The organism is Bacillus sp. FJAT-28004 (assembly GCF_001280845.1).
Lineage (GTDB): Bacteria > Bacillota > Bacilli > Paenibacillales > Paenibacillaceae > Pristimantibacillus.
The window spans coordinates 1,090,288-1,108,712 of the sequence record NZ_LGHP01000001.1 but is presented as its reverse complement, the minus strand read 5'-3'; the positions used below and the strand labels follow the sequence as shown (position 1 = coordinate 1,108,712).

16 protein-coding genes and 1 riboswitch are annotated in these 18,425 nt (G+C 47.0%); of the genes, 3 read left to right on the top strand and 13 right to left on the bottom strand.

Translation table 11 applies throughout. The features are described from left to right. Positions 1–116: 116 nt before the first annotated feature. The 13 genes from AC787_RS04590 to moaA form a co-directional block, all read right to left on the bottom strand. Positions 117–1,148 (bottom strand): FecCD family ABC transporter permease, encoded by a 1,032-nt coding sequence (locus tag AC787_RS04590; protein ID WP_054023698.1) that lies wholly within the window; start codon positions 1,146–1,148, stop codon positions 117–119. Positions 1,149–1,150: 2 nt separating this feature from the next. Next, a complete protein-coding gene (locus AC787_RS04585) occupies positions 1,151–2,191 on the bottom strand; it encodes a FecCD family ABC transporter permease (protein ID WP_054023697.1) in 1,041 nt (346 codons plus the stop codon). A gap of 182 nt (positions 2,192–2,373) precedes the next feature. Then, positions 2,374–3,525: a glycine oxidase ThiO gene (gene thiO / locus AC787_RS04580; protein ID WP_054023696.1), complete on the bottom strand. Its 1,152-nt coding sequence runs from the start codon at positions 3,523–3,525 to the stop codon at positions 2,374–2,376. Continuing rightward, positions 3,525–4,343: a thiazole synthase gene (locus AC787_RS04575; protein WP_054023695.1), complete on the bottom strand. Its 819-nt coding sequence runs from the start codon at positions 4,341–4,343 to the stop codon at positions 3,525–3,527. Before AC787_RS04575 ends, thiO begins: the two co-directional genes overlap by 1 nt. 5 nt (positions 4,344–4,348) lie before the next feature. Continuing rightward, complete coding sequence (gene thiE, locus AC787_RS04570) at positions 4,349–5,203, bottom strand: thiamine phosphate synthase (protein WP_054023694.1); 855 nt, start codon at positions 5,201–5,203, stop codon at positions 4,349–4,351. A gap of 32 nt (positions 5,204–5,235) precedes the next feature. Next, positions 5,236–6,315, bottom strand: a complete 1,080-nt coding sequence (locus AC787_RS04565; RefSeq protein ID WP_054023693.1) for a ThiF family adenylyltransferase — start codon at positions 6,313–6,315, stop codon at positions 5,236–5,238. Continuing rightward, positions 6,308–8,128 (bottom strand): phosphomethylpyrimidine synthase ThiC, encoded by a 1,821-nt coding sequence (thiC, locus tag AC787_RS04560; protein WP_054023692.1) that lies wholly within the window; start codon positions 8,126–8,128, stop codon positions 6,308–6,310. Before thiC ends, AC787_RS04565 begins: the two co-directional genes overlap by 8 nt. A 266-nt stretch (positions 8,129–8,394) precedes the next feature. Then, positions 8,395–8,499: riboswitch (TPP riboswitch) on the bottom strand. Positions 8,500–8,568: 69 nt separating this feature from the next. After that, complete coding sequence (gene ytvI, locus AC787_RS04550) at positions 8,569–9,600, bottom strand: sporulation integral membrane protein YtvI (protein ID WP_054023690.1); 1,032 nt, start codon at positions 9,598–9,600, stop codon at positions 8,569–8,571. A 64-nt stretch (positions 9,601–9,664) separates the two neighbouring features. Beyond that, positions 9,665–10,804: a radical SAM/CxCxxxxC motif protein YfkAB gene (gene yfkAB / locus AC787_RS04545; RefSeq protein WP_054023689.1), complete on the bottom strand. Its 1,140-nt coding sequence runs from the start codon at positions 10,802–10,804 to the stop codon at positions 9,665–9,667. A gap of 123 nt (positions 10,805–10,927) precedes the next feature. Continuing rightward, positions 10,928–12,046, bottom strand: a complete 1,119-nt coding sequence (locus tag AC787_RS04540) for an HD-GYP domain-containing protein (protein ID WP_054023688.1) — start codon at positions 12,044–12,046, stop codon at positions 10,928–10,930. A gap of 147 nt (positions 12,047–12,193) precedes the next feature. After that, entirely contained in the window at positions 12,194–13,642 is a 1,449-nt protein-coding gene (locus tag AC787_RS04535) for a bifunctional metallophosphatase/5'-nucleotidase (RefSeq protein WP_054023687.1), read from the bottom strand. 42 nt (positions 13,643–13,684) lie between these two features. Beyond that, positions 13,685–14,158, bottom strand: a complete 474-nt coding sequence (locus tag AC787_RS04530) for a hypothetical protein (RefSeq protein ID WP_054023686.1) — start codon at positions 14,156–14,158, stop codon at positions 13,685–13,687. A gap of 10 nt (positions 14,159–14,168) precedes the next feature. After that, positions 14,169–15,170 (bottom strand): GTP 3',8-cyclase MoaA, encoded by a 1,002-nt coding sequence (gene moaA, locus AC787_RS04525; RefSeq protein ID WP_054023685.1) that lies wholly within the window; start codon positions 15,168–15,170, stop codon positions 14,169–14,171. A 102-nt stretch (positions 15,171–15,272) separates the two neighbouring features. On the opposite strand from moaA, the gene AC787_RS35155 reads away from it, so the two are divergent. The 3 genes from AC787_RS35155 to AC787_RS04510 all read left to right on the top strand — a co-directional run bounded on the left by AC787_RS35155 (position 15,273) and on the right by AC787_RS04510 (position 18,288). Beyond that, positions 15,273–16,007, top strand: coding sequence for a molybdenum cofactor biosynthesis protein (locus AC787_RS35155; RefSeq protein WP_054023684.1), 735 nt, complete (start codon positions 15,273–15,275; stop codon positions 16,005–16,007). Between the two features lie 56 nt (positions 16,008–16,063). Next, positions 16,064–17,140, top strand: coding sequence for a ThiF family adenylyltransferase (locus AC787_RS04515; RefSeq protein ID WP_235560899.1), 1,077 nt, complete (start codon positions 16,064–16,066; stop codon positions 17,138–17,140). Between the two features lie 92 nt (positions 17,141–17,232). Continuing rightward, positions 17,233–18,288 (top strand): HD-GYP domain-containing protein, encoded by a 1,056-nt coding sequence (locus AC787_RS04510; RefSeq protein ID WP_054023683.1) that lies wholly within the window; start codon positions 17,233–17,235, stop codon positions 18,286–18,288. Positions 18,289–18,425 lie beyond the last annotated feature (137 nt).

Here is an 18,425-nt window from a genome sequence, read left to right as displayed (position 1 = left end):
GCAGGTACCCATGGGCTGGCTACTAAGAGTGAAGACAAATTCGGATATATGACTTTCCACAAAAGAAAACCGCGGGAGCATCCTGCTCGCCGCGGTTTTCTTTTGGCATACGCCGATTATTTCGATCTCGACAATAAATATAAGAAATAAGGAGCTCCAATAACAGCAACAACAATGCCTGTTGGAATCTCATTTGGCTGGAATGCCCATCTGGCAAGTGTATCTGCCACAATAACGAGCAGCGCCCCTACAAATGCCGAAGCTGGCAATAACACTTGATGCTGAGGACCGACAAGTCTTCTTGCCAAATGAGGTGCTATGAGTCCGACGAACCCAATGCCCCCGCCGACAGCGACGCAAGAGCCTGCAAGACCTACTGCTGCTGCAAGCAACCATGCCCTCTCTTTGTTCACTTGAGCTCCGAGGCCTACTGCCAACTGATCGCCTAAATTTAAAGCATTCAACGATTTCGCCTTAAATAGCACAAACGGAAAAATAACGATCAGCCATGGAAGCAGTGCGAGAACATACTTCCAGTTCGTTCCCCATATGCTGCCTGCCATCCAAACAGCGAAAAACTGATATTTCTCCGGCGTAAGGCGCAAAATCAAAAGCTGCATCGCTGCGCTAATGCCCGCGGCCACAGCGATACCAACTAAGATCATCCGTGTCGGCAATAATCCGCGATGTCTTTTATACGAAAGCACGAAGATAACCAATGCTGTTAATGACGCTCCGATCAGTGCAAGAAACGGCATCAAAAAAATAGAGCCTTTTTCCGTCGTCGGATAAAAAGAAATAAATAAAATGACAGCAAGCCCAGCACCTGCATTTATGCCAAGCAGCCCTGGATCAGAAAGCGGATTACGGGATAATCCTTGAATAATGCAGCCGGAAACAGCGAAGCCTGCTCCAATCAGAATCGAAATGACAATCCGAGGCAAGCGAAAACTAAATAGAATAAGCTCCTGCTTCGCCGTGCCTGCTCCAAATAACGTTTTGAATACATCGATTGGCGCTAATCGGATAAAACCTGTGTTCATACTAATGATAACGGATAGGACAATAAGTACGCTAAGCACCGTCATTACTAGAATCGCGCGTTTTCTTCTGCGCTGCTCAGTTGCTGAAATAAAATAGGTATCCATGCTTATTCTCCCTTCATTCTTGTTACAAGATAGAGGAAGAATGGAACGCCTATCACCGCGATTATAATGCCGATGGCTACTTCCTGAGGTGGGTTAATAAGTCTTCCCCCAATGTCCGCCAACACCATAAGTAAACTTCCCAAAACAGCCGAGCAAGGAATGATCCACCTGTAGTCGACGCCAACAAGGAATCGTGAGATATGAGGAATAATCAAGCCTACAAAACCGATAGAGCCTACCGCTGAAACAGCTGAACCTGCCAGCAATAAGACAATGATGACACCTGCTGCCTTCACTAGGCCAGTTCGTTGTCCAAGGCCTGCAGCGACATCATCGCCTAAGCTTAGTAACGTAATTGATCGCGATAACACTATGGCCCCAAGCAGTCCACCTATTACCCATGGTGATACAATTTGAATTTGCAGCCATTTGGTTCCTGCTACCCCGCCAGCGTACCAGAAAGCCAAATCCTGACCAATTTTATAATAAATCGCTATGCCTTCCGTAATAGCAAGCAGCAACGCCCCTACAGCCGCACCTGCTAGCGTAAGCCGCACAGGTGTTAAACCGCCCTTCGCTAATGAGCCGATTCCGTATACGAGTCCCATAGCAACAGCTGCACCTGCAAAGCAAACAAACATAAGGCCTAGATAGGATATCGAAGGGAAAAAAGCGAAGCAAAGCGCCAGCATAAAACCTGCTCCTGCGTTAATTCCGAGCAAGCTTGAGTCTGCTAACGGATTTCTAGTCATGCCTTGCATGACTGAACCTGCGACAGCAAATGCTGCTCCTACCAAGGCGGCTGCTAACGCACGCGGCATACGAAGTTCTTTAATAATTTGATGTTGAATATTTTCCTCATTGAAGTGGAATACGCCTTCCCACACCGTAGAGAGACTGATATCTGCTGCACCGACCGAGATTGATAATGCCAACGATAATAGGAGTGCTGCAATTCCGCCAAATAAAATAATCGTAGCCACTAGCGGCCGTGTGCGCAGCTTTGTTCCTGCCAGCGCTTTCTTGCTTGATAGAGAAGACATTGAAAACTACCCTTCTGTATGTATACTTTTGTTGAAAATATGCTTCACAAAGGAAGATCTGTTTCCAGACATAAAAAAAAAATCCACTCAACTGATAACGATTCTCGTTTTCAATATAGCAGATTTTTCAATTGTTTTCAATGCAATAATTAAGATTATTCAAGTCCCCTTAAAGCTGCTTCCTAGGAAGAGGAAAGTCTACCCTTTTGAGCAATAGTCATAAAGCGATTTGGCGAGAATCTGCTGATCGACTGTTTTTCCTGCTTTTCTTCCAATATATCAGCGACAATATGAGCGGTTATCGGACTTAACAAAATACCATTACGATAATGTCCTGCTGCCATAATAACAGCTGGCATTCCCTCCACTTGCCCAAGCAGCGGAAGCCCGTCTCGTGTTGCGGGACGCAAGCCTGCCCATCGATGTGCGGTTTCTTTGCCTTCAAGAAATGGAAAAAGCTTATTGCTGCTCCGAATTAAACGGGCGATGCCCCGCTCGGTCACACTGGTTTCGAAACCTGCAACATCCTCTGAAGCTCCGCATACGAGACGAGCATTTCTTTTTCCGACCCAATAGGCTTGACTGGAAAATACCATATGACGCACCTCAGATGCCTGATGCTCATATGAACATATTTGTCCGCGAATAGGGTGGATTGGAATAGATAATCCGAACCATCGTTCATATTCACCTGACCAAGCGCCCGCACTTACGACAAGCCGGTCTCCGTGAATAGGCTTCGCGATAGCTTCTGCATAGACTGAAACACCGCCGCTCTGATGTACCACTACCTCTTCAATCTTCCCGGCATGCGGTAGGATGACGACTCCGAGCGTGCGGCATGCTTCTTCAAGCGCTGCAACGAGCTTTGGCGCGTACACATGGCTCTCCTTCTGTGTAAATACACCAGCAATCGCCGATTGTGCAATCATCGGCTCGAGCTTCCTGAGCTGAGCTCCATCAATAAACTGCGCTTCCGCGCCCCATTTATTTTGCCATTGCAATCTGGACTGAATAGGGAGCGCATCGGCTTCATGCATGAATACATTGATGCTGCCGCTTTGGACCCACTCTGCAGACATGCCGGATTGTTCTTCTATCGCTTTTATCCATGCTGGATAACTGTGAAGACTGTTTAAACACAGATGAAAAAATGCATCGGGCTGCTCCGTATTTTCTGAAAACGGGGCAAGCATCCCTGCCGCTGCGCCAGATGCTTGCCCTCCAAGTGCGCTTGGCTCAATAAGAGTCACGTTCATTCCCCTTCTTGCCGCCTCGAAAGCACAGGACAAACCGATAATGCCGCCTCCGAGTATGATTACCGATTGGGACATTATTGCTCCCCTCCTGTGCTCACTCCTGTTTCAAATAAAGATCCTGCCCAATCACTGCTTGCAGATGCATAACGTTTCTTCGGAATGCGGCCAGCCTGCCACGCTAATCGGCCTGCTTCTATTGCTAAGCGAAACGCGCGAGCCATCAAAACCGGGTCCTGCGCCTTAGCGATCGGCGTATTAGCCAAAATACCATCCGCGCCCAGCTCCATCGCTTCCGCAGCGTCCTTCGCTGATCCAATGCCCGCATCTATAATAACCGGAACACTTGACTGCTCCGCAATAAGCCCAAGGTTATAAGGATTGAGCAATCCAAGTCCAGATCCAATTGGCGATCCGCCAGGCATAATTGCGGATGCACCTGCTTCTTCTAGCCTCCGACATAAGATAGGGTCATCAGATGTATAAGGAAGTACAATAAAACCTTCGTTTGCAAGCTGCTCCGTAGCTCGCAGCGTCTCAATTGGATCAGGCAGAAGCGTTCGATGATCTCCGCTGATTTCAACCTTGATCCAATTGCCAAGCCCAGCTTCCCTTGCCAGCCTTGCGATTCGGACGGCCTCCTCAGCAGTTCTCGCACCTGATGTATTCGGCAAATATTGCATTTGTCTGTCTTCAACGTGCTGAAGTACCGAATCATCCTCCACACTCTCCAGATTGACCCGTCTAACTGCGAACGTAATGACCTCCGAACCCGATGCAACAAGCGCTTGCTGCAGTATGGCCGGACTTGGAAACCGTCCCGTACCGAACAGAAATCGCGATCGCAGCACCTGCCCTCCAATTAGGAGTGAATCTTCATTTACCCAATCTTTCAAACGGTTCAGCCCCCTCCGACAAAATGTACAAGTTCAATGGAACTCCCGCTAAGCAATTCGGTTTCTGCCCAAAGCGCACGCTGTACGATCATTCCGTCAAGCTCAATGACGAGCTTCTTATTTTGCTGTCCAAGCTGGATAACCAGCTCTTCGACCGTTCTTGCACTTATCTGCTCTTCGCGACCGTTAATCTTCACTGTTTTTACTGGAAGAACATTCTCGGAATGGCGCGTTTCGATCTTCTTTAAGAAAGCCCGGCAAACGCTTGCCGGATCATCATTGCCAACAATTGCTGAAACCGCGCATATACGCGATGCCCCAGCCGCAAGCACAGCATCAACATTCCCGAGGGTAATGCCGCCTATAGCCACGAACGGTATGGTTACATGATGAGCCGCCTCCGCTACATAGCTTGTCGTAACAGCGGTACGGCCCGGCTTCGTTTCGGTTGGATATACTGGCCCGACTCCGATATAGTCAGCTCCCTCCTGCTCAGCAGCTAACGCCTGCAGCAGGTTATGGGTGGATATTCCAATTATGCGATCAGGACCAAGCAATTCTCTTGCTTTGGCAATTGGCATATCATCTTGCCCCAAATGAACGCCGTCAGCATCCGTCTCAAGAACAATATCGGGATAATCATTGATGATGAAAGGAACATTATATCGCCGCGTGAGTATACGAAGGGCTTTGGCCTCTTCAAGCACCTCTTCCCTCGTGCCCGTTTTGTTGCGAAGCTGGACAATTTGAGCTCCTCCGATCAACGCCTGTTCCATCACTTCAACGACCGATTTTCCAGGGTGATTGGATTTCGCCGTAATGGCGTAGAGCTGGAAATCTCGCCAGTCTGGTCTACTCATTCACGAACACATCCTTCCTTCATCGAAATTATTTATTTTCCATCTATTAAGTAAGTTTTGCAGAGCCTAATTGCGTTCTCCGCATCAGCGGTTCCTTGCACTAGTACCCTTCCATCAGGGAAGAGGATTAACTGCTCGCCGCTAGGGAGCACCGCTTTTACTAAATATCGATTTACCGTGAGCTTGCAGCCAAGCTCTTTCAATGATTTCTCTAATTCTTTTAAATCGATCGGTTTGTCTAACGTAACCTGCACCGTGTCTCTTCCGCATAATACAGTTGAACTTATGGAGGAGACTTCTCCTCTATCATTTTCACAAATGTCTTTGTCTTCCCTTGCTCCATCTGGCTTATGACCGCAGTATGGACACTCGACTCTGCATGAGGGCAGCTCCGATTCCCGAATTCGGAATGACCATAAATCAACGCTTAACCATGTTTTACGCAGCGCCTCTTGATTGCCTGTAAGCCACTTTATCGCTTCTGCCGCCTGCATAGATGCAATAAATTCAACCGCTGGGGCGAGTACGCCAATCGTATCGCAAGTGTCTACCTCCTGCTCCGAATCATCGGCGCCAATCAAGCAGCGCAAGCAAGACGTCTCCCCAGGAATGAATGTTGCTTGCATACCCTGCGCCCCAGCCACACCGCCATAAACAAATGGGATTCTCTGCTTAAAGCATAAATCGCTGAGCAGCAGCCTTGTCGCTGCATTGTCCGTCCCATCTAGAACGAGCTCTACTCCTCCTGCTAGCAAACCGATGTTCGATGCATTCACATCCGCTACCGTCGATACGATGTTTACACTGCTGTTAATTTGGCGGAGCCGATTGGAAGCGGCAACCGCTTTGGGCATCACAGCCAGCGCATCCGCTTCGTCAAAAAGCATCTGCCGCTGCAAATTGCTCGGCTCGACAAAGTCCCTGTCTACCAGCCTTACCTCCCCGACACCTGCCCGTACCATATGCTGCGCAAGCGAAGCGCCTAATGCGCCAACACCGACGATAAGCACCGAGGCTACGGCCAGCTTTCGCTGGCCTTCCTCTCCGATCAAAGCAAATCTCGTTTGTCTGGAATAACGATCTGCAAAGGCAGAATGAACAGAATCATCCATAAATCTTGCTCCCTGCCGCCTTGAATGCGACCGACTTTTCCTTCATGCCCGCTTCAATGGCCTCCGTTGTTTCCATATCGTTTTGCGCGGCATACTCCCTTATGTCTTGGGTGATACGCATGCTGCAAAACTTCGGTCCGCACATAGAGCAGAAATGAGCAGATTTGGCTGCATCTGCCGGAAGAGTCTCATCGTGATAAGCCATCGCACGCTCCGGATCAAGCGACAGATGGAATTGATCGCGCCAACGAAATTCAAATCGCGCTTTGGACAATGCATCATCACGCAGCTTCGCTCCCAGGTGTCCCTTCGCCAAATCTGCCGCATGAGCTGCGATTTTGTACGTAATAACGCCTTCCTTCACGTCCTCCTTATTCGGGAGGCCAAGATGCTCCTTAGGTGTTACATAACAAAGCATCGCCGTGCCGAACCACCCAATCATCGCTGCTCCTATAGCCGAAGTTATATGATCATATCCTGGTGCGATATCGGTTGTTAGCGGACCTAAAGTATAGAAAGGCGCTTCATCGCACACCGCCAGCTGACGATCCATATTTTCTTTGATCAGATGCATGGGTACATGGCCTGGACCTTCAATCATCACTTGAACATCATGTTTCCACGCAATCTTTGTCAGCTCGCCCAGCGTATCCAGCTCTGCAAACTGAGCAGCATCATTCGCATCAGCAATCGATCCTGGTCTCAGCCCGTCACCAAGCGAGAATGACACGTCGTATGCTTTCATGATTTCACATATTTCTTCAAAATGCGTGTAAAGGAAGTTTTCCTTATGGTGTGCAAGGCACCAAGCTGCCATAACGGATCCGCCTCGTGAGACGATACCCGTAACGCGTTTAGCCGTGAGAGGTATGTAACGCAGCAGTACGCCTGCATGAATCGTGAAATAGTCGACGCCCTGCTCGGCTTGTTCAATAAGCGTATCGCGGAATACTTCCCAGCAAAGGTCCTCTGCTTTGCCATTCACCTTCTCCAGCGCTTGATAAATCGGTACTGTGCCAACTGGAACTGGTGAATTTCGCACGATCCACTCCCGCGTCGTATGGATGTTTTTCCCCGTAGACAAGTCCATAATCGTATCGGCTCCCCAGCGAGTCGCCCAAGTCATCTTCTCAACTTCCTCTTCAATCGAAGACGCTACAGCAGAGTTGCCGATATTGGCATTGATTTTAACGTGGAACTGACGCCCAATAATCATCGGTTCACTTTCAGGATGGTTGATGTTCGTCGGAATAATGGCACGGCCAGCTGCGATCTCGCTGCGAACAAATTCCGCACTCAATCCTTCGCGAATAGCGATGTATTCCATCTCCGAGGTAATCATCCCTTTGCGGGCGTAATGCAGCTGCGTAACATTTTGTCCTGCTTTGGCCCGGAGCGGTTTTCTCGCTAATCCTGGGAATCGTTCAGCACCTCGCTGCTCCGCTCTTTCTGTCGTAATAAATCCATTGTCCTCCGGCTTTATTTCCCTGCCCTCATAGGGCTCTACGTCGCCGCGTTCCAAGATCCATTCGTTGCGAATATCCGGCAAGCCGCGTCGCACATCTGCCTCATACCCTTCATCGGTATAAGGACCGCTTGCATCATAAACTCTTACAGCTTCATTCGGCAGCTCTTCACCATTTCTGCCTGTACTAGCCTCGAGTGCAATTTCTCTCATCGGAACACGGATGTTTTCTTTAGAACCCTCGATGTACACCTTGCGACTGCCCGGAAGCGGTGTTGAAAAAATAGACATAACAAAAAACCTCCCAATGGAATGAATAGAATTCCTCCTGGAGGCATACGCAAGCATATTAGAAAGTTTAAGGCACCGCTGCTATACATGCAGCTAGGTCGCTGCATGAGCTGCAATCGCTGGAGCGAGCATGGTCGTATCGAAGCATTTCTGACGAAAAGCTTCAATAGGAGCCAAACAAAAAAACCGCTCCAGCGAAGGAGCGGTCGAAGAGTGTCGTCATGCGTATGTTATCATGCCAAGGTCTCCCCAAAGCAGATAAAGTTATGCCGCACAAGCTGAGGCTTCAGCTTATTCCGGCAGAGCTTTCACACGCAAAGCATAAACGCACAATCCCACTTTCCTACGCTGGCATAACCCAGATCAGGTTCAAAGGGACCAAAGCGTTTCGCTTTATCTCAGCCATGACGGCGCCCCTAGTGGATTTCCTTGTTTGACTATACCGTTTAGTAAAGAAGGGTGTCAACCCTCTATTTTCCATGCCACTGCAAAATTGGCTATAACTTAAATTTCATTTGGAATAAACCAGCTCTACGAGCAGCCATGTAAATGATAACGACTAGCGGCCCGATGAATACACCGATAACGCCGACCAACTTGAAACCGACATATAAGCTTACAAGTGCAGACAATGAACCGATACCTACAGAATCACCGAGAATTTTAGGCTCTACGATGCGGCGGAATACAGTAATGACTACAAATAAAACGATAAGCCCTACGCCAACATAAACATTACCCGTCAGCAACAAATAACTGCCCCATGGTACCAGTACCGAGCCTGTTCCAAGAATCGGCATAATATCAACAATGATAATTAGCAGCGCGATGGCAAGCGGATATTTGACATGAAGTATCAGCAGACCAATTAACGAAATGATGTAGGTTAGAGCACTCAAAATAAACTGTGAGCGCAAGAAACCAAAAATCGACTTTTTAAGATTGTTCAGCAAATCATTGACCTGGGGCTGCGATTTCACTTCAAACAATGACAGCACCGTTGCCTTCATCGTATTTAAGCTGAAGCTCATCATGTATACCGCTACCAAAAAGACGATAAAGAAGATGAACATGCCCGGGATACTTGAGGCGAAGGCGATAACTGTGTTCGATAAAGTGCCCACCATTTTCGTTAAAGTACTCGTTAGCTCCATTAGCCATTTCTCTAGCGTTTCAATCGCATCGGGAGGGAAATTTTGATATAACGATTGTGCCTGAAACATGAGATCGTCTACCATCCCATTGGCATCTTCGAAGTATTGAGGCACTTTTTTGAAAAAAGCTATCAATTCGGCTACAATTTTCACGCCAAGCAACGCGATTAGACCTATGAGAATAACCGTAAATAGGCTGCTTGATATCGTGGCTGCCAAAAGCCGATTCATTCGAAATTTTTTCATAAACAGCTGATTAAGCGGCTCTAGAAAGATAGCCACAACAAGCGCAAGCAAGAAAGGAGCACCTACCGTAAAAAACAAATAGAGCAACAGCAACCCTAAAGCGATAAATACGATTGTCTTAATAGACACAGCTTATCCTCCTCTCTATTCTTTTATATGCACTTTAAGCCACTCTTAAACCAGCTCTTTCATACTAATCAAGTATTGCGCTGCGCTCATGGAAATTAACATTTTTATAGTACATATCTTTGACAAGGAGATTAGGACCGCAGCATGAGGCAACCGGACAATGACAATTCACGCTTTGCGCAAGGGAATGATCCAGCCATTTATCAAATAAATCTTCCAATTTGGATGAGCCGATGTTGCCAAAAGCGGGTACATCTGAAAAATCTGTGACAAATACATCGCCTGTAAACAAGTTGACGTTTAGTCGATTGCGGCCATCAGGATCATTACGTACGGTTACATTTGGCTCCTTCGCCAATCTTCGCAGCAGTTCACGCTCTGATGTGCTATCGCTGCATGGATAAAAGGGAAGCGTGCCGAACAGCATCCATACGGATTGGTCTCGTGCCCGCAACAATCGTTCAATAGCCTCCAGCATTTGTTCCCTTGTGAGCACCGGCAAGTCCTTCGCGAAGGAGCTTGGATACATCGGATGCACCTCATGCCTCTGACAGCCCATATCCACGATCAGCTTATGAATCTCATCGATTTTGTCATACGTTTTGTAATTAATCATTGACTCCGCGGATACAAGTACACCTGTCTCGCTAAGCCTACGCGTATTTTCTATCATTCGTTCATAAAGCTTGGTCGCAGCTTCGAGCGATACATGGTGATTGGCTTTCGCAAATCCAATTTGGTGAAAATCTTCAGGAGACGTGTAGTTAAACGAAATGTGCATGACATCTAAATAAGGAGCCAGCTGCTCATAACGGCTATAAGGCAGAGTCACGTTTGAATTAATTTGGGAGCGAATGCCGCGACTGCGGGCGTATTGAAGCAACGGCACCATGTAATCACGAACCGTTCGATCGGAGAAGGATGGCTCGCCGCCTGTGATGCTTATCGTTTCGAGATGCTCCACTTCATCCAGTCGGTCCAGCATCTGCTTAAGCGGCAGCTTGGCGGGCTCTGTCATTACGAGTGTGTCTCCAACGGCGCAATGCTCACATCGCATATTGCATAGGTTGGACACGGTCATTTCGACGCTTGTTAATCGATGTCTTCCATATTGCTGCAATGAACGAATGGGATCCCACGGATCATTCATTGGCGAAAGTGTGGATAATGGTCTACTTGATTGTTGAAATGGTATTGTGTTCATTTTTTTCAGCACCTGACTTATGTTCTGGAATGAATCATTCTGTTTTTATTGTAATGCGCGACTGCGAAGGAAGCAAATAAAACGGCGAAAAAGGAGCCTCGACGGCTCCCAATCTGTAAATCTTTAAATGCCCGAGGCAAACTGCACTTCACTCGCATCATCGTTCACGCTTACGATCATCATCGTGAGCTGCTTCGACAAATCGATCTCGTATGGTGCTTTCAGTTCCTCGCCCGCTTCATTATATAGTACACGGATAATAGGTCGATGTGGGTAAGAGTGATTAAGATCTGCCACAATACCCGACTCTCCTGTTTGCAACTTTACCGTTATTCCAATGGGATAAATAGCAACCTTATCGCGGAACAGCTGCAGCATTCGTTGCTCATATAGTGTTCCCGTTCCCGCATATAACCGCTCAATCGCGTGATGCGGAAGCATCGGAGCGCTATATACGCGGTTTGTTGTCATGGCGTCATACGAATCGACCAAGCCGATCCACTTCGCATAATCATGAATTTCATTGCCTTTTATGCCGCGCGGATAACCGCTTCCGTCAATTCGCTCATGATGCTGGAATGCACAGTGAGCAACAAGCAGCGGCAAGTTAGGCTCATCCTTAAGAAGCTCATAACCAATTCTGGCATGCTGCTTCATTGCTTCGAACTCCTCTTTCGAGAGGGAACCTGGCTTTCTTAATACATCGATCGCAATTTGAGTTTTACCGATATCATGAAGAAGAGCACCCATGCCAAGCGTCGTAAGCTCTTCCTTCGAATAACCATTCGACATGCCTAACAGTGTCGTGTATACGCAGACGTTTAAGGAATGCTGGAACAAATAATGATCTACTGAGCTCATGTCCATCAACATGATCATCGCATCTTTATGACCGGAGAGATCATCGATAATCATATTCATCATATTTTTAAAAGGCTGTGCGATATAAGGGTAGGTCACGCCTTTTTTACGTTTCGGTCGATCCATCATCTCGCGGAAATTCGTTCGAATTTCCTTCAACGCGATCTGCATCGTTTCCTCTCTAATTAAAGAAGGCAGCACAATATCATCCGTCTTCGGATCTGATATATAAACATATTGAATCCCACACTGATCCAAGCGGGAAATTAATCTCTCAGTCAGTTCCATGTTTTCGCCAAGAAGAACGATACCTTCTTGAGAAAATATTTTTTTAGCCAGTTTCATTCCCGGCTTACATTTCACTATTGGCAACAACCGCATTTTCTCGATCCTTCCCCACTAAATGTCAGCTAACTATTACATCGGAAAAAATCGTTCGTAATGTTAATGTACGGGATATACGAGAAAACCGCAACCATTTTATACTATTTTTTCGACATGAAATGTCGATATTTTTCATATTCTTTGTCAAATCGAAACATTTTGCCACCTGAGCTGACAACATTCCGTAATTTCAGACGAATTTTGCAGTTGAGCTTCAATGACGTCTCGTATGAACTCAGGCAAATAATAATTGACTTGTACGGCATTAGCGAGCGACTCATAACCTGCTTTAAAACTGAACATATCAATCGTTCCTAGCTTATATAGACGTTCGTCATCCAGCGTCTCTCCATTGACTGTTACCTTAATGAGCCGATCCATCGGCAATCTATTCGAATCATAGGTAACGGACAAACCGTCAATAGCGAGCGTTCCAAGCACTTCACCGCGAAAGCCGTAACCCTTAATCGGCTTATGAATGAATTCTGGCAGCAGCGCTTGCTCCAGCGCTGTCCTTATATCCGTGCCTGCGATAAGCATCAGGCACGGATTAATTGGCGACGGACAGAGGGCGTGCAATTCGCCCGCTGTCACGTCCCCTTGTGCGAGGCCGCCGAGCAGCTGTCCAGCGTTGACGATGCCGATCTCGGCATCGGTCCAGCGGCGCAAGCCAGCGGCCAGCAGGTTGCCGAGCGGTGATTCCCGCTCGGCTCTGGCGGGCAGCGGCGTGGTGAGCCGGGCGATAACCCGGCTCAGGCGCTGCTGTCCCGCCTTCAGGTAGCTGCCGATTATGGCGGCAGCTTCGGGGTGCTCTGCCATTGCGGCCGTAGGTATGCAGGCAGCACGAAACACTGGGCGTGAAGTAACGTCATCCATTCCGATTTCTACTCGCCCGATATACTCGCCGAATTTCCCGGCTGCACAAATCGTCGTTTCACCGATGACAATCGGTTCTTCCAATAAATGATGGGTATGAGCTCCCAGAATAAGATCGATGCCCTCAAGCTTCTCCGCCATTTGCTTATCCAAGAAGATCCCTAGATGGGACATCACCACCAGCACATCTACCTTTTCTCGCAGCTTGGCTGCCTGCTCTTGTACCGCCGTCAATGGTTCCGACACTTGCCAACCAAGCAATGAATAAAAATCAGAGAAAGCTGCTGTGACGCCTATGATGCCGATTCGAAGTCCATTTTTATCAATGATGGTGCTTGGAAGCAGCCACCCGGGCTGCTCTCCTGTAGCAGTATCGTGCATATTTGCACAAACGACCGCAAAATGGGCGCGATCCGTATACGCCTCTGAAATCGTTTTGAAGGAATAAGTAAGTCCTTCATTATTGCCAAGCGTTATCACTTCATAGCCAGCCTGATTTAGCAGCTCTACATTAACAATCCCATCGCTGCCTTCCGTTTCTACCCGCATTCGGTCCATATGGTCGCCACAGTCAACGGCCAGCACCCGCTCATTACCGTAGCTTCGTCTTTCCTCCGAGATGAATGACGCTATCTTGGCGGCATGCTCCAGACGACTATGTATATCATTGCTATGAAGAAGCACTACTCGTGTACGAAAACTGTCCGTCAAATTCATGCACGCCTCCTTATTGCCTTTCCTCAGCGACACAAAACCAATCTACTTGTTATTACGCAAATCGTCCATCGAAAATGTATGCTTAAATCCATATGCCGCCTCAACCTGAGTATTTTGCAGATCGCGTCCAATCTTGAGTTTGACAATGTTTTTTACATTTAAGCACTTGCTGCTCCCGTTAGGCACATAAAGCCGGATAGGCCCGGCCTTCTGCAACGGCAAACCATTCATTCGGTACAGCACAGCAGCCTGCTCAAGCTGCTCCCATGGAATAGTAGCCTCGAAAGTATCCGCTGCTTCAACGATCAGATAGGAGGGCTTCATTAATTTTGCAGCTTTATCAGGATTCTTATCCCTCAGCCATGCAGCGTACCATAATAGCCAATCAAATGCTTCTCCATCCGCTTCAGGCACTCTCTCAGAAATTGGGAAACCTGCTCCCGTAAGCTTTGCCATCTCCTCTGGAGTCGTAACGGAAGCACCAAGCTCAAAATGCTCAATCTTGATCTCATGCATCAGCTGTTCGTTAGCCTCCAATTTGCGACATGCGCCGTTCTGTGGGAATGTGAGTTTGTGCACTATCCGCCAGCTTAGCCGCCATTTCATGATTTTCCGGCTTAATGTCCATCGCTCGCAGCAACAATTGCTGCATTTCTTCTGGATGCCCGAATGCTTCTCTTACATTCAGCTCATCTACCCAATATAAGCAAGGTTTAATGGACCCGTCCGCTGTTAAGCGCAGCCGGTTGCAATTGCTGCAGAAGTGATCGCTTATCGGATGTATAAGTCCGAATGAGCCGCGTCCACCCTTCATTTGATAGTCTTCTGAGGGGCCATTTCCATGTACGTTTGGTCCTCGGCTTATGTCATAACCCTCTTGCTCAGCTACTTCCAGAACACGGGACAATGGCAAGTAATGCTTTTTCCAATTCTCATCGGCGTGGCCGATAGGCATATATTCAATAAATCTAACATGCATCGGCTGCTCGTATGCGAGCTTAAGAAATGCAGCAATTTCATCTTCATTCACTTCTTTTAAGAGTACACAATTCAGCTTAATCGGATCGAAGCCTACAGCTGCAGCCGCTTCGATTCCCTCCATAACACGTTTCAATTCCCCGCTTCGTGCGATAAATCGAAACCTCGCTGAGTCCAGTGTATCTAAACTTATATTCACTCGGTTCAATCCTGCAGCTCGAAGCGATTCGGCTTGTTTGGCTAGAAAAATACCATTAGTCGTTAATGCTATATCCTTAATGCCTGCTATAGCAGACAATCTTTTAATTAACCCATCGAGACCTGGCCTTATAAGCGGCTCGCCACCTGTAATGCGCAGTTTCGTAATGCCAAGAGCAGCGCCAGCTTCTACTACCTCGACAATTTGATCATAGGAAAGTAAATTTTCTGATTCTGTGAATTCCATACCTTCCTCAGGCATGCAATATAAGCATCGCAAATTACAACGATCCGTTACTGAAATTCGCAAATAATCATGAACCCGTCCAAAACGATCCGTCAATGTCGGCATGACTTCCACTCCCTTTCTGCCTAGGTATAAGCATAACATTTTTTCTCGAATTATGGTATTCTATAAACAGCTTCAAGCCCAAACGATGAGAGGTTTTATAACATGAAATATGACTGGTTAATCAAACTATTTGCAGGGCTTCCTGAGCGACTTGGGTCCCCTTCCATAAATCTACAATCCGAAGTGGAGCAAATGAGCGTAACTGAGCTGAAGGCCGCCATTTCTGCCGAGTACCCCGATCATCAAGCATTAATACAGATCGCATTTATCGCACGCAACCATGTTTACGCAGCCGAGGATACGATCTTGCATGCCTCTGACGAGCTTGCGCTGCTTCCGCCTGTATCCGGAGGAGAACAGAAACAAGAGCTTGCCAAAGAGCCTATAGAACGCTATATCGTAACATCTGAAGTCATTAGCTCCGATGCTGTGCTTGCAAAAGTTATCGTACCGGAGAATGGTGCTTCTATTGCATTTGTTGGAACAACGCGAGAATGGACACATGGCCAGCGAACGGTAAAGCTAGAATATGAAGCCTATGCACCGATGGCCGTTGCAACCATGCAGCAAATCGGCAATGAAATTGCCGAACGCTGGCACGGGGCCTTATGTGCCATCAGCCATAGAATTGGCGTTGTTGGCCTCGCGGAGACAAGTGTCGTTATCGCGGTGTCCTCCCCCCATCGTGACAGCTGTTACGAGGCGAGCCGATATGCCATTGAACGTCTTAAACAAATCGTCCCCATTTGGAAGAAAGAAATTTGGGAGGACGGATCAGAATGGAAGGGGCATCAGCTTGGACCTTGGAATCCTACTGAACAGCTTAAGGATTTTTAATACTCCCACGATGTGGGATGCAAGGCTTCATGATGCTTTTAAGGAGATTATCAAAAATGAACAAACCAATCACACAAATTAACGCAGCGCCTGAAACAACCACCATGGGGCAAGGTCGCTATGCCAGACAAGTCCGTTTTTCTCCTGTCGGAGAGAATGGACAGCAGCTCCTTGCAGGCAGTCGCGCAGCGGTCGTTGGCATGGGTGCGCTTGGTTCTGTCATCGCTCAGCATCTTGTCAGATCCGGCGTTGGATATGTACGTATAATTGACCGAGATATTATTGAATGGAGCAATTTACAGCGGCAAATGCTTTATACCGAACAGGATGTATTATCTCTTCTGCCAAAGGCACAAGCCGCTGCTGCTCACTTGCACGCCATGAACAGCTCTGTTTTCATTGATCCGATCGTTGCTGATTTAACAGCAATGAATGCCGAGGATTTGCTGGCTGATGTCGATCTTATTGTTGATGGCAGCGATAACTTCTCTGTAAGATATCTAATTAATGATTATAGTGTTAAGCACAGCATCCCTTGGATTTATGGCGGAGCAGTCGGCGCTTCGGGCATGACTATGACGATTATACCAGGTGAATCCCCATGCTACCGATGCTTGTTCAATGAACCGCCTCCTCCTGGAACAACGGATACCTGTGAAACCGCAGGAGTCATCTCGCCAATCGTTGACATTATTGGCTCACTTCAAGCGACAGAAGCCATTAAGCTGCTCTCCAGCAATAGGAAGGCACTTCACGGTACGTTATTTCAAGTAGATCTTTGGAATCATGCTTGGCTCCCAATTTCTGTTGCCCATTCGAAGCGCAGCAATTGTATCTGTTGTGGTGATGCGCGATTTGAATTTTTGGATGATCAAGTGTCGGGGTCTGCTGCTGCACTTTGTGGCCGTCATTCCGTTCAAGTATCACCGAGCCATAATGTTATGCTTAATTTGGATGAGTTAGCTGAACGATTGAAATCGGTCGGTAATGTAACAAGCAACCGTTTTTTATTGCGAATTGAGTTGGGGGCTGACCTGACCTTTGTCCTGTTCCAAGATGGCAGGGCTATCGTCCAAGGAACCGATCAATTGACAAAAGCAAGGTCGATTTATGCTGAATTATTAGGTAATTAGTCGCTATTATATTACCATCATATTGCCAATATGATCTATCATTGCTACTATTGTAGGTATATCTCTTCTACTACTATCAATGAGGTGTCACGATGAGGGTTCATATTACAGAATTAATAAATGGAGACCGTTTAAGCAATGACACTTTTAATAATTTCGGACTTCATGTACTCTCCAAAGGAACAGTACTCAATAACCAAGATATATCAAGACTATTTCAACATCAAATGGACTATATTGATATAGATGAACGAACTAGCGAAGAAACGGAAGGTCGAACACTTGAATCTACTGTAAATCCCAAGTGGCTTCCTACTGTTCAACCTCTTTACGAAAACGCTGTCAAAAGCTTTGAGGGCCTATTCACAAAAGCAAATCAGCAAGGGAAAATCGACGTCGACGAAGTAACGTCCATTCTTCAGCCTCTACTGAGCAATCTTCAAATGGAACGCGATGTCGTATCTATGCTTCTTCTCCTCAATTCAAAGGATGACTATACCTACCAGCATTCCGTACAGGTCGGCATGTTATCCTATTATCTTGCTAATTGGACCGGATACTCCAATGAAGAGTCCGTTCAGATTGGCAATGCTGGATTCCTGCATGATATCGGAAAGTGTAGAATTGAAGAAAGCATCTTGAATAAGCCTGGTCGGCTTACCGATGAAGAATATGAAGAAGTGAAGAGACACACCGTGTATGGCCATGAAATTATTTCAAGCTCACTGGATGAACCGTTTGTAGCCATTGGAGCGCTTCAACATCATGAGCGGAACGATGGCACAGGGTATCCTCACGGACTGAAGGGCGATGAAATTCATCCCGTTTCCAAAATTATAGCCGTAGTCGACATCTATAGTGCGATGATCTCCGAGCGCGTCTATCAGCAGAAACGCGACCTGCTTTACGTCTTAAAGGAACTTTACCAGCTAAGCTTCAAAGAGCTTGATCCTCATACAACTCACACCTTTATTAAGCATATGATGCCTAATTTCATAGGTAAACGAATCGAGCTTGTAAGTGGTGAAATCGGAATAATTGTCATGACCCACCCTACCGAGTTTTTCCGGCCACTTATTCAAATTGGTGAAGAGTTCATCGATATGACGATTGAGCGTGAATACGAAATTGGGCAGGTATACATTTAAGTATTTATATAATAACTCTCAACGCCGATCATATCTGCGATTGAGGGTTATTTTTTTATTGTTATGCTGCGATATAGATCTACGCTCGCAACATATCCAACGTTTTCGTCGTTGTTATTGTAAATGTTACCAAATGT

Excerpts from the sequence above, each read along its gene's own strand:
- AC787_RS04590 (WP_054023698.1), bottom strand. The coding sequence starts at position 1,148 with ATGGATACCTATTTTATTTCAGCAACTGAGCAGCGCAGAAGAAAACGC.
- AC787_RS04585 (WP_054023697.1), bottom strand. The coding sequence starts at position 2,191 with ATGTCTTCTCTATCAAGCAAGAAAGCGCTGGCAGGAACAAAGCTGCGC.
- thiO (WP_054023696.1), bottom strand. The coding sequence starts at position 3,525 with ATGTCCCAATCGGTAATCATACTCGGAGGCGGCATTATCGGTTTGTCC.
- thiE (WP_054023694.1), bottom strand. The coding sequence starts at position 5,203 with ATGAGTAGACCAGACTGGCGAGATTTCCAGCTCTACGCCATTACGGCG.
- AC787_RS04565 (WP_054023693.1), bottom strand. The coding sequence starts at position 6,315 with ATGGATGATTCTGTTCATTCTGCCTTTGCAGATCGTTATTCCAGACAA.
- thiC (WP_054023692.1), bottom strand. The coding sequence starts at position 8,128 with ATGCTTGCGTATGCCTCCAGGAGGAATTCTATTCATTCCATTGGGAGG.
- yfkAB (WP_054023689.1), bottom strand. The coding sequence starts at position 10,804 with ATGAACACAATACCATTTCAACAATCAAGTAGACCATTATCCACACTT.
- AC787_RS04540 (WP_054023688.1), bottom strand. The coding sequence starts at position 12,046 with ATGCGGTTGTTGCCAATAGTGAAATGTAAGCCGGGAATGAAACTGGCT.
- AC787_RS04535 (WP_054023687.1), bottom strand. The coding sequence starts at position 13,642 with ATGAATTTGACGGACAGTTTTCGTACACGAGTAGTGCTTCTTCATAGC.
- AC787_RS04530 (WP_054023686.1), bottom strand. The coding sequence starts at position 14,158 with ATGCATGAGATCAAGATTGAGCATTTTGAGCTTGGTGCTTCCGTTACG.
- moaA (WP_054023685.1), bottom strand. The coding sequence starts at position 15,170 with ATGCCGACATTGACGGATCGTTTTGGACGGGTTCATGATTATTTGCGA.
- AC787_RS35155 (WP_054023684.1), top strand. The coding sequence starts at position 15,273 with ATGAAATATGACTGGTTAATCAAACTATTTGCAGGGCTTCCTGAGCGA.
- AC787_RS04515 (WP_235560899.1), top strand. The coding sequence starts at position 16,064 with ATGAACAAACCAATCACACAAATTAACGCAGCGCCTGAAACAACCACC.
- AC787_RS04510 (WP_054023683.1), top strand. The coding sequence starts at position 17,233 with ATGAGGGTTCATATTACAGAATTAATAAATGGAGACCGTTTAAGCAAT.